Origin of the sequence: Paraburkholderia piptadeniae (assembly GCF_900007165.1) — a bacterium.
Taxonomy (GTDB): domain Bacteria; phylum Pseudomonadota; class Gammaproteobacteria; order Burkholderiales; family Burkholderiaceae; genus Paraburkholderia; species Paraburkholderia piptadeniae.
In genome coordinates this window covers 1-11,833 of the sequence record NZ_CYGY02000080.1, presented here as the reverse complement: position 1 = coordinate 11,833, position 11,833 = coordinate 1, and the positions used below count along the sequence as shown (strand labels likewise).

Sequence of the window (11,833 nt, the reverse complement as noted above, 5' to 3'; positions counted from 1 at the left end):
CGATCCGCGCCGGCCGTTCATCATCACGGCGGCGGGACTGAAGCGCATCACGCTGGGCGAAACCGGCAGCGCTGACGCGAGCGCCGCGCACTGGTCCGCTCACGGTCACGCAGCGGTCGCAGTCAAGCAGCGCCGCGCGCTGAACAATCCCAGGCACGTGTTGCTTGTCGCTGCGCACAGCGATCGCGGCGGGCTCGACGATCACGCACGCCAGGTGGTTGCGGCCGCGGCAATGCTCGCCGATGCGCAAACCGAGGTTGCACTTCTTGTGTTTGGCGAACTCAAGGACGACGCCGCGGAACTCGGCGTCGACCAGCTGATCGAGCTCCCCGGGTTTGACCGCCGCTCTTTCGCCCCTGAAAACGAACTGCGAGCGCTGCAGGCATGCGCCGCCGCACTTTCTCCCGCACATCTTCTGCTGCCGGACAACGCGAGCGGCGATGGCGATCTTGGCCGCCGGTACGCCGCTTCTGCGGGCGCCAGCGTCGCGACACATGTGGTCGAAATCGATGCCCGGCACGTCGGCGCCTATGCTCAGGCCCGCCGTGCATTTTCGACCCGCGCGCTCCCTGATGTGATCCTGCTGGCGCCGAACGCCGTTGACGCGAAATTGCCGTTCATTGGCGCTGGCGAACGTCTTATGGGCGATTTCATCCACGCGGCTGGCGACAACGCGCAAACGTACCGGGATTTGGGTCTCGATGAAATCGACGCAGCACAGGTCGCGCTCGAGGAGGCGGACTTCATCATATCTGCGGGCAACGGCGTGTGCGACATCGGCGCGTTCGAGCAGCTCGCGAGTGTGTTGGGCGCCGCGATCGGCGCCAGCCGGGTCGCGGTCGACAATGGCCATTTCTCACGTGACAAGCAGGTCGGCGCGACCGGTAAGACGGTCGAAGCAAGTGTCTATATCGCGTTCGGCATTTCAGGGGCGGTACAGCACCTGCAGGGCATCAAGGATTGCCGTCATGTGATCGCAGTCAATCTGGACGGTAGCGCGCCAATCGCAAAGCGGGCGAACATCACGGTCGTCGGGGATGCTCAGGCGACCATCGCAGCGCTGATCGAACAGGTGCAACGTGCACGCGCGACGCGCGGACAAACGCCAGCCGCGGCTGGCGCACCCAAACCAGCAGGAGTCGCAGCATGAACGCCGCTTCCCAGTTGCACCGCATCGCCGTCCTCGTCTCAACGGGTCGGCATCCTGTCAGTAGCGCGCCCCAGTACAGCCGCAATGACGCGGCCGCGCTCGAGATCGGTCAAAGGCTCGCCGGGAAGCATCATGCGCAGCTCGACGTAATCCACGCAGGCGACGCAGCCAACCCGGCGCTTGTTGACTACCTCGCGCTTGGCGCGCGTGAAGTCGAAGTCCTCACATGCGCTGCAGATGAAGACATGGCGCTCGCACTCTCTGCACGTGTGCGGGACTACGACCTTGTACTGACGGGCACCCGAGGAGAAGGCGCGTTCGATACCGGGATGCTGCACTACCGGGTTGCGGCAGCTCTCGGCCGTGCGCTCATCGGTTCAGCCGTCGACGTCGATGTTTCGGCAGGTCGCGCGGTCATCCGGCAGTTCCTGCCGAAAGGCCTGCGCCGCAGGGTCGCGGCGACACTGCCGGCTGTTGTCGCCGTGCATCCGCTCGCGAACGCGCGTCCGCGCTACGCGTATGCGCGGATGCGCTCCGGGAAGATAAGACCGGTGCCGGTATCGCGTTTCGTCGACAGTGAAGCCGACGCGTGGACCCTTGGCCCGGTAGAGCGAAAGCCGGTCAGGCTGGCGCCTGCAGAAAAGCGCTCTGGCCATGCCCGCATGCTTCCTGCGACAACCACGGAAAGTCGGGGCGGCAGCGTCGTAATAGAAGGGACTGCGGTCGAAAAAGCACAAATGATCCTGGGCTATCTGCGCGAGCATCAACTCGTCGACTATTGACTTTGCTGGGCCTGAGAGAAACGGCGATAAACAGAATGCGGAGCAAACCATGAACGTATCAGCAAATATTCGCGCGCTGGTGGAGCATCGCAAAGCGGGCTACAGTCTTGAGGCGCCTTTTTACCAGAGCGAAGAAATCTACGCGCTCGATATGGACGCGATCTTCCGCCAGCACTGGATTCAGGTCGCCGTCGAGCCGGATGTTCCCGAGCCGGGCGACTATGTCACCGTCGAGCTCGGCAACGACTCGATCCTGATCGTGCGCGACGACGACATGCAGGTGCGCGCGTTCCATAATGTGTGCCGCCATCGCGGCGCGCGCCTGTGCAACGAGGACAAGGGTTCCGTCGGCAATATCGTTTGCCCGTATCACAGCTGGACGTACAACCTGACGGGCGAGCTGATATTCGCCGAGCACATGGGCGAGCAGTTCGACCGCTGCAAGCACAGCCTGAAGAGCGTGCATGTCGAGAATCTCGCGGGCCTGATTTTCGTGTGCCTCGCCGAGAATCCGCCCGTCGATTTCGCCGTGATGCGCGCCGCGATGGAACCGTATCTGCTGCCGCACCACCTGGCGGATTGCAAGATCGCCGCGCAGATCGACATCATCGAAAAGGGCAACTGGAAGCTCGCGATGGAGAACAACCGCGAGTGCTATCACTGCGTCGCGAACCATCCCGAGCTGACCATTTCCCTCTACGAATACGGCTTCGGCTATCAGCGCTCGCCCGCGAACGCGGAAGGCATGGATGCGTTCGTGCGCACCTGCATCGAGCGCGCGAAAGAGTGGGAAAAGATGAACCTGCCTTCGGCCGAGATCGAGAAGCTGCTTGACACGACCGGCTTCCGTACGCAGCGCCTGCCGCTCGATCGCAGCGGCGAATCGCAGACGCTCGATGCGAAGGTCGCGTCGAAGAAACTGCTCGGCAAATTCGAGCAAGCCGATCTGGGCGGCCTGTCGTTCTGGACGCAGCCCAACTCGTGGCATCACTTCATGAGCGATCACATCGTGACGTTCTCGGTGATTCCGCTGTCGGCGGGCGAGACGCTCGTGCGCACGAAGTGGCTCGTGCACAAGGACGCGCAAGAGGGCGTCGATTACGACGTGAAAAACCTCACGGCCGTCTGGAACGCGACCAACGACCAGGACCGCACGCTCGTCGAGTATTCACAGCGTGGCTCGGCGAGCAGCGCCTACGAGCCTGGCCCGTATTCACCGTACACGGAGGGGCTGGTGGAAAAATTCGCGGCCTGGTACATCGGCCGGCTTGCTGAGAAGATCGGCGCATAGCAAATAGTGTGAAGAGCGGAGTGTTACATGATGCGAGACGCGGCAGATTTCGATCCGGCGAGCAGCAGAGTCACGCGACCGGCATTCTGGAGCGCACTTCCTGAGCGCTGGACGAGTGACGTCGAGGAGACGTTGGTGTGCTGCCACGTGCGGCAAGAAACGCACGAAGTGAAAAGCTTCTTTTTCCGGTCACCGCAGGGCCGCTCGTTCTCGTTCCAGCCAGGGCAGTTCATCACGCTCGAGCTGGAGATCGACGGCGACACGATCAATCGCTGCTATACGATTTCGTCCTCACCTGCACGGCCGCACACCATGTCGATCTCGGTCAAGCGCACGCCTGGTGGCAAGGTGTCGAACTGGCTGCATGAAAACCTGCAACCGGGCACGTCGGTCCGCGTACTCGGACCGGCTGGGGATTTTACTTGTGCGCGCCACCCCGCGCACAAGTACCTGTTCCTGTCCGCAGGTTCGGGTATCACACCGTTGATGTCGATGAGTCGCGCACACCACGATCTCGTCGAGGACCGTGACATCGTGTTCGTCCACAGCGCCCGCACGCCAGACGACATCATTTTCGCGCGCGAGCTTGATCTGATCGCGGCGAATCAGACCAACTTCAGAACGTCATTCGTCTGCGAGCGTGTCGGCGCGCGCACGAACTGGCCTGGCATCACCGGTTTTCTGACGCTGCCACTGCTGAAGCTGATCGCACCGGATTTCATGGAGCGTGAGATTTTCACATGTGGCCCCGCTCCATACATGAAGGCCGTGCGCGACATGCTGGACGAAGCGGGCTTTGATCGCAAGCAATATCACGAAGAAAGTTTCTCCTTCGAGACGCTGATCGAAAACGAACCGGAAGCCGCGGCGGAAGTACTCGAAGCTGAAGGGAAGGTGGGCGCCAGTCATGCAAACAGCGCGTCTGAGCGCATGCAGACTTTCTCGGTGACGTTTTCGCGCAGCAACCGCTCGGTCGAATGCGCTTCGTCACAGCACGTACTGGATGCCGCACGTCAGGCCGGCGTTCGGCTGCCGTCGTCCTGCACGCAGGGCATGTGCGGTACGTGCAAGGTGAAGCTCGTCTCAGGGCAGGTGGATATGAAGCACAACGGCGGCATCCGTCAGCGCGAAATCGACCAGGGAATGGTGCTGTTGTGTTGCAGCAAGCCGTTGAGCGATCTCGTCGTCGATAAATAATTGACGGGTTGGGTCGTTTCTGCGCGGATCTCAAATCGTCGCATACAGACAGGTAAACGTCGCAAGGCCGACCACTTGATGCATTCTGGTTGGCGATTCTAAAGTTCTTCCGCGCATGCGGCCACAAGGAGTTCGACCATGAAGCACCTGAAGAAACTGATGTTGTGTGGGGCGCTGATCGCGACGATGAGCGCTGTCGGAACGGCAACCGCGGACACCAAGCCGACGATCAAGATCGGCTATGTCGAGGGCTGGGACGACAGCGTCGCGACATCGAACGTCGCCGCGCAGATCATCGAAAAGCGCCTCGGCTATCCGGTGCAGCTCGTGCCCGTGGCGGCGGGCATCATGTGGCAGGGCGTCGCGCGCGGTGACCTCGATGCGACGCTGTCCGCATGGCTACCCGTCACGCACGGTGCCTACTGGGAGCAGTTCAAGGGCAAAGTGCAGGACCTGGGCGCCAACTATACGGACGCGAAGATCGGCCTGATCGTGCCTGCCGACGTGCCGGAAAAGAGCATCTCCGACCTGGCGGCGCACAAGGCGGACTTCTCGGGCCGCATTGTCGGTATCGACGCCGGTGCGGGCGTGATGAAGAAGACGGCTGAAGCGATCAAGGCCTATAACCTCGACTATCAGTTGATGCCGAGCTCGGGCAGTGCGATGACTGCGGAACTTGCGCGTTCGATGAATGCCAATAAGCCCGTGATCGTCACGGGATGGGTACCGCACTGGATGTTTGCGAAGTGGAAGCTGAAGTTCCTCGAAGACCCGAAGAAGGTCTATGGGGAATCTGAGCACGTGGACAGCGTCGTCAATCCGGGTCTCGATACCAAGGCTCCGCAGGTGGTCGCGTTTCTGAAGAAATTTCAATGGAAGCCGGGTGAAATCGACAGCGTGATGCTGGCGACGGAGAACGGCGCGAAGCCTGCCGACGCAGCCGGATCGTGGATCGCCGCACACGGCGATCGCGTGAACAGCTGGGTGGGCGGAGCACAATGACCGTTCTTCTCTAAGGCGCTCTGACGGGCATTTCAAGGTGGTGCGGATGCGCAGCGCACGTGTCCGCGTTGCCGTTGTAACCGGCCGATCGTTCGTGTTCCACCGGCGCGCAGGCTCTTCAATAGAGATTCGGGACGGGTCAGGCAGGACTGTGCACGCTTGCCTGCAGTGGTACAACATCTCTCGAATGTCGCGAGCGACGGGGGCCACGCTCCTGGCGGAAGTACGCTTGCGTGCATCGGGCACCAAGAACATAGCGAGACGTGTAAGTTCAAACGTATTTCCGGGCTGGTCGGGACGAAGCACAACGGGTGCATCTGTTAGTGTGAATTCAATCAACGCATGGCGTTGGTCTGCCGCCGCAACCCTCTATCGGATCTGGTTACCGATAAATCTGAATGCGGCGCAGTACCGTGGGTCGCCTAAACGAAGTCAGCTCGCGAGTCGAGTGAATCTGAAGAGGAATGGACGCTTTTGCCCGAACGTGCAATTCCCCGAAAAACCTGGTGCATTTCCGCGCTGCTAACGTTCGGCGCTTCGGCGTTCGCCGATGACAAGACGACGGCGAAGCTCGATTAGATCGAAGGTTGGGCTAGCGCGTCGCAACGCCAGATGTCGTCGCGGGCATCATCGCCTCGGCTATCAGATGCGGCCCGTGTCAGTGGCGGCAGGTGCAACGTGTCTTTTATGTGGCCGTTACCCAGCTCACAACCGCACGGACACCGTTCAGCAGTACCACTTCATTGCGCCTTGGTTTGCTCTGCTTCGATTGTAAGTAACCGGTAGTTTCCAGATGCCGTGTCGCAATTGCGCAAGCATGGGTCGCAATGCACCGCCAGGCCCTTGTTTTTTTTGGCAAATATGTAGGCATCGCGGCGCGATGTGTAAATGCCAGCTACATGAGGAGACGGTTTCGATGCAATCCCCCAAGGTCGTAGTCGAGAGACTGTGCAAGGTGTTCGGAGACAACCCACGGCAGGCGCTCGACATGCTTGCTGCCGGCGCAACGAAGGATGAAGTGTTCAAGCGTACGGGTCAGGTAATCGGTGTCCACGATGTATCGTTTGATGTGCGCGAAGGGGAGATTTTCGTGCTAATGGGCCTGTCCGGCTCTGGCAAGTCGACGCTGATCCGTCTCGTCAACCGGCTGGTTGAGCCCACTGCTGGCAAGGTATTGATCGACGGACGCGATGTCGCGGCAGTGTCGCGCGGGCAACTCACAGCCCTGCGCCGAAAGGACATGAGTATGGTGTTCCAGTCCTTTGCCCTGATGCCGCAACGCACTGTGCTATCGAACGCGGCGTTCGGTCTTGAAGTTGCGGGCCTCGGACGAAGGGAGCGAGAACGTCGCGCGATGGAGGTACTCGAACAGGTCGGACTCGCGACATTTTCGCAGAAGCTGCCATCGGAACTGTCGGGTGGCATGCAGCAGCGCGTCGGCCTCGCCCGTGCGCTAGCCGTGAACCCGTCGCTGATGATTATGGACGAGGCGTTCTCCGCACTCGATCCGCTCAAGCGCAAGGAGATGCAGGACGTACTGCTGCAGTTGCAGAAGGAGCACCGCCGCACAATCATGTTCGTGTCGCACGATCTTGAGGAAGCGCTACGCATCGGTAACAGGATCGCCATCATGGAAGGCGGGCGGCTTGTGCAGGTGGGTACACCGAAGGACATCATCGCTAATCCGGCCGACGACTACGTTCGGGCGTTCTTTCATGGCATTGACACCAGCCGCTACCTGACCGCTGGCGATCTGATGCAGACGGGTGCCGTACCGTTAGTCTCGAAGCTTGACGCCGCGAACGCCATGTCGAAGCTCGATGGAAGCGCAGGTTGCGCGTTCGTGTTCGACGCGCAACGCAAGATATGTGGCGTTATCACCCGCGATGGAAATGGCGATGGTGCCACGGGCGTTCGGCCCGTCGAAAGCATCCGGCGCGACGCGTCACTTGACCATGTCGTCGCGCGCGTTGTCGCAAGCCCGAATGCACTGCCTGTTGTGGACAACGACGGCAGTTACTGCGGTTCGGTCGATCGTGCGCTCATCCTGAAGGCCATTACCCGTTCGCGAGGTTCCCATGTCTGAATCCGTTCCGCTCGGCAGTTGGGTTGATCATTCGGTTCACTATCTTCTTGATCATGACGCGAAGGCGTTCGACGCGGTCGGTCGTGCTATCGAGGGCCTCGCAGCGCTGGTGGAGCACGGCCTCCAGGCCGTGCCGATGTGGCCGATGATCGCGTTTTTCGTCGTTATCGGACTGTGGCGCGTGGGCTGGCGCTTTGCTCTGTTCACAGCCGCGTCGTTGCTGCTGATCTATGGGACGGGATTCTGGGACCAGACGGTCATCACGCTCGGACTGACGCTGTCTTCGACAATCATCAGCCTCCTGCTCGGCATACCAATTGGCATCTGGGCAGCGAAGAGCAAACTGGTCACGGCTATCGTGCGCCCGGTCCTCGATCTGATGCAGACGATGCCAGCCTTCGTCTACCTGATTCCTGCGGCGATGCTTTTCGGTCTCGGACGCGTGCCAGGCATTCTATCGACCGTAATCTTCGCGATGCCCCCGGCTGTGCGCCTGACGAGCCTTGGTATCCGGCACGTCAATCGCGAGATCGTCGAGGCCGGGCACGCATTCGGGTGCACGTCATGGCAGTTGCTCTACAAGGTCCAGATTCCCAACGCATTGCCCTCAATCATGCAAGGCGTAAATCAAACGATCATGATGGCACTGTCGATGGTGATCATCGCATCTATGGTTGGTGCGGGTGGTCTCGGCAACGATGTGCTTGCCAGTATCCAACGTCTCGACATTGGTCTGGGTTTTGAAAGCGGCCTGTCAGTTGTGCTGCTTGCAATTGTCCTTGACCGTATCACCGAGAGCTTTGGCAGGGCGCCAGGCGCTGCAAAGTCACCGCTCTTTTCGAGCGTCAGGCAGCTGTTTCGAATCCGCGCGACAACCGCCAGGGCCTGAATGTCTGAAGGCTGATCTGATTCAGACGGTCTGCACATCCATTAGCCGGGCGCCAGCATGCGCAGTGCGCAGGTGCGGGGCCCGGATCCGTGTAACCGCTCGTTAGGAGATCGATGTGACATCCGTGGCTGTTGAGCCCGTTGCCTGCGCTTCCACGGTCTCATCTCTTGCACACTTCGGCTTTCTGGTGTTGCCGAATTTCTCCATGATTGCGTTTTCGAACGCGGTTGAAGTCCTGCGCATGGCGAACTATCTCGGCCGCGCCGACCACTACCGGTGGTCGATATTTACGCTCGACGGCGCGCCGGTGCAGGCGAGTAACGGAATCTCGGTGCGGCCGACGCAAGAACTGGATCTCGATCATTTGCCGGATGTGATGATGGTCTGTGGTGGAGTCGGCATCCGCGACGCAATCGACCACGACGCGCGCACCAGACTGGCGACCTTGGCCGAACGCGGACTGCCACTTGGGGGTATATGTACCGGCGCGTATGCGTTGATGTCGAGCGGCTTGCTCGACGGCTACCGCTGCAGCGTGCACTGGGAGAGCTTGTCCGCATTGAACGCGGAGTTCCCACAGGTGCGTTTTGCCGACGAACTGTTTGTCGTCGATCGCGACCGGCTTACCTGCACTGGCGGTACAGCGCCACTCGACCTGATGTTGAACCTCGTCGGTGAACGCTTTGGCCAGCAACTCGCCACGAAGGTGTCGGAACAGTTCATTCTGGAGCGTATCCGCAGCGCGAGTGATCCACAGCCGATCCCCGTGGACGCACGAATTGGCTTTTCGCGCGTGGAACTGATCGAGGTTGTGCGGCTGATGGAAGCGAATATCATGGAGCCATTGCCGCTCGATGAGCTCGCACGGCTCGTTGGGCTGTCGCAGCGGCACCTTCAGAGTATGTTCAAGGCTTACCTGAAAACGTCTCCGACTCATCATTACCTGATGCTTCGCCTGAAACGTGCGCGTGACCTTCTGCGCACCACTGACGCTTCGATCGCTCATGTTACAACGAGCTGCGGGTTCAATTCTCCGTGTCACTTCAGCAAGGCATATCGTGCGCTGTTCGGGCATGCCCCCAGTCATGAGCGACGAGAGTCCCGTGGCAATGATGCCAACGCGTCGACCATGGCCGGCGTCCAATAGCGGGTGCGGGTCATGCCAACGGGTATCTATCACGACCCCACAGAACATGCGTGCGTCATGTCTTACGCCCCCAGCTTGAAGAACCCGACTGTCGTGTGCAAGTGCCTCATGTAGCGACCTCCGCACACGAACAATTTCATTTCACGTCGCCAGCCATGAACTACGCTCCAATCAAATCCTTGCTGATCGCCAACCGCTCCGAGATCGCGATCCGTGTGATGCGCGCGGCCGCTGAGATGGACATCCGTACGGTAGCCATCTACTCGAAGGAAGACCGTCTCGCGCTGCATCGTTTCAAGGCCGATGAGAGCTACCTTGTGGGTGAGGGCAAAAAGCCGCTTGCTGCGTACCTCGACATCGACGACGTCTTGCGGATCGCACGGCAGGCGAAGGTCGACGCCATTCATCCGGGCTACGGTTTTCTATCGGAGAATCCGGATTTTGCGCAAGCGGTCATTGACGCGGGCATACGCTGGATCGGTCCATCGCCGGAAGTCATGCGCATGCTCGGCAACAAGGTCGCGGCGCGCAATGCCGCAATCGCCGCCGGCGTGCCGGTGATGCCGGCGACAGACCCATTGCCGCGCGACCTCGATGAATGCAGGCGTCTTGCGGCGGGGGTCGGTTATCCGCTGATGCTCAAGGCAAGTTGGGGCGGCGGCGGGCGCGGCATGCGCGTGCTGGAAAGCGAGCAGGATCTTGAGGCCGCGCTTGCCGCGGCCCGGCGGGAAGCGCTCGGGGCGTTCGGCGACGACGAAGTGTATGTGGAGAAGCTGGTGCGCAACGCGCGTCACGTCGAAGTGCAGGTGCTCGGCGACTCGCACGGCAACCTCGTGCATCTGTACGAACGCGACTGTACGGTGCAGCGGCGCAACCAGAAGGTCGTCGAGCGTGCACCTGCGCCGTATCTCGACCATGCGGGCCGCACTGCGCTCTGCGAGTCGGCGCTGCGACTGATGCGCGCGGTCGGCTATACGCACGCCGGCACGGTTGAGTACCTGATGGATGCGGACTCGGGCAAGTTCTATTTCATCGAAGTGAACCCGCGCATCCAGGTCGAGCATACGGTCACCGAGGTCATCACCGGAGTCGATATCGTCAAGGCGCAGATCCGCGTCACGGAGGGCGGCAGAATTGGCCTGACGGAAGACGCGCTGGATCAGGACGGCGCAATCATCGACCGTATGGCCGGCGTCCCGGCGCAGGCGGAGATTCCGCTGAACGGCCATGCGCTCCAATGCCGGATCACGACCGAAGATCCCGACAATGGCTTCCTGCCCGACTATGGACGGCTGACCGCGTACCGCAGCGCGGCGGGCTTCGGCGTGCGGCTCGATGCGGGAACCGCCTACGGCGGCGCAGTGATCACCCCGTACTACGATTCGCTGCTGGTCAAGGTGACCGCGTGGGCACCGACGGCGGCCGAGTCGATCCGGCGGATGGACCGGGCGCTGCGGGAATTCCGCATTCGTGGCGTCGCATCGAATCTGCAGTTCCTCGAGAACGTCATCAATCATCCCGCCTTCGGGCGAGGCGATGTCACAACGCGCTTTATCGATCTGACGCCGGAGTTGCTCGCGTTCACGAAGCGTCGCGATCGTGCGACCAAGCTGTTGCGCTATCTTGGAGAGGTGAGCGTCAACGGTCATCCGGAAATGACGGGCCGGGCGCTGCCCGCATTGCCGCTGCCGCAACCCGTGATGCCCAAGGTCGGCACTGGGGCGCCAATGCCCGCGGGAACACGCGATCGCTTGCGTGAACTGGGCGCCGACAATTTCGCGCGCTGGATGCTGGACCAGAAACAGGTGCTGCTGACCGACACGACGATGCGCGATGCGCACCAGTCGCTGTTCGCCACACGCATGCGTACCGCCGACATGCTGCCAATCGCGCCGTTCTACGCCCGCGAGCTATCGCAGATCTTCTCGATGGAATGCTGGGGCGGCGCAACGTTCGACGTTGCGCTGCGCTTCCTCAAGGAAGACCCGTGGGAACGCCTTGCGCAATTGCGCGAACGGGTGCCGAACATCCTGTTCCAGATGTTGCTGCGCGGCTCGAATGCCGTGGGCTATACCAACTACGCGGACAATGTCGTTCGTTTTTTCGTGCAGCAGGCAGCAAGCGCAGGCGTTGACGTGTTCCGCGTGTTCGACTCCCTGAACTGGGTGCGCAACATGCGCGTGGCGATCGACGCGGTACGCGAAAGTGGGGCGCTGTGTGAAGGCGCGATCTGCTATACGGGCGATCTGTTCGACGCTTCGCGCCCGAAGTAGGGGTAGCGGCAAGGTA

At 61.1% G+C, this 11,833-nt stretch carries 7 protein-coding genes and 2 pseudogenes; all 9 read left to right on the top strand.

Translation table 11 applies throughout. The features are described 5' to 3' along the window. The coding region (locus tag BN2476_RS36525; protein WP_087739065.1) for an electron transfer flavoprotein subunit alpha/FixB family protein at window positions 1-1,150 on the top strand (1,150 nt) is incomplete at its 5' end. Further along, window positions 1,147-1,932 (top strand): drug:proton antiporter, encoded by a 786-nt coding sequence (locus BN2476_RS36520; protein WP_087739064.1) that lies wholly within the window; start codon window positions 1,147-1,149, stop codon window positions 1,930-1,932. The genes BN2476_RS36525 and BN2476_RS36520, both read left to right, overlap by 4 nt. A gap of 49 nt (window positions 1,933-1,981) precedes the next feature. Further along, complete coding sequence (locus BN2476_RS36515; RefSeq protein WP_087739063.1) at window positions 1,982-3,223, top strand: aromatic ring-hydroxylating oxygenase subunit alpha; 1,242 nt, start codon at window positions 1,982-1,984, stop codon at window positions 3,221-3,223. Window positions 3,224-3,250: 27 nt separating this feature from the next. After that, on the top strand, window positions 3,251-4,420 hold the full coding sequence (locus BN2476_RS36510) for an FAD-binding oxidoreductase (protein ID WP_087739061.1): 1,170 nt from the start codon (window positions 3,251-3,253) through the stop codon (window positions 4,418-4,420). Between the two features lie 138 nt (window positions 4,421-4,558). Then, window positions 4,559-5,422: a glycine betaine ABC transporter substrate-binding protein gene (locus tag BN2476_RS36505; RefSeq protein ID WP_087739060.1), complete on the top strand. Its 864-nt coding sequence runs from the start codon at window positions 4,559-4,561 to the stop codon at window positions 5,420-5,422. Between the two features lie 799 nt (window positions 5,423-6,221). Then, a pseudogene (locus BN2476_RS36500) lies at window positions 6,222-7,508 on the top strand (quaternary amine ABC transporter ATP-binding protein); the annotation flags it as partial. Beyond that, complete coding sequence (choW, locus tag BN2476_RS36495; RefSeq protein WP_087739057.1) at window positions 7,501-8,397, top strand: choline ABC transporter permease subunit; 897 nt, start codon at window positions 7,501-7,503, stop codon at window positions 8,395-8,397. The pseudogene BN2476_RS36500 and the gene choW, both read left to right, overlap by 8 nt. Window positions 8,398-8,512: 115 nt before the next feature. Beyond that, the gene (locus tag BN2476_RS36490) at window positions 8,513-9,544 is read left to right on the top strand and encodes a GlxA family transcriptional regulator (RefSeq protein WP_162497903.1); all 1,032 of its coding nucleotides are present in this window, start codon (window positions 8,513-8,515) and stop codon (window positions 9,542-9,544) included. 155 nt (window positions 9,545-9,699) lie between these two features. Then, a pseudogene (locus BN2476_RS36485) lies at window positions 9,700-11,814 on the top strand (pyruvate carboxylase); the annotation flags it as partial. Window positions 11,815-11,833: the final 19 nt, after the last annotated feature.

Excerpts from the sequence above, each read along its gene's own strand:
- BN2476_RS36520 (WP_087739064.1), top strand. The coding sequence starts at position 1,147 with ATGAACGCCGCTTCCCAGTTGCACCGCATCGCCGTCCTCGTCTCAACG.
- BN2476_RS36515 (WP_087739063.1), top strand. The coding sequence starts at position 1,982 with ATGAACGTATCAGCAAATATTCGCGCGCTGGTGGAGCATCGCAAAGCG.
- BN2476_RS36510 (WP_087739061.1), top strand. The coding sequence starts at position 3,251 with ATGATGCGAGACGCGGCAGATTTCGATCCGGCGAGCAGCAGAGTCACG.
- BN2476_RS36505 (WP_087739060.1), top strand. The coding sequence starts at position 4,559 with ATGAAGCACCTGAAGAAACTGATGTTGTGTGGGGCGCTGATCGCGACG.
- choW (WP_087739057.1), top strand. The coding sequence starts at position 7,501 with ATGTCTGAATCCGTTCCGCTCGGCAGTTGGGTTGATCATTCGGTTCAC.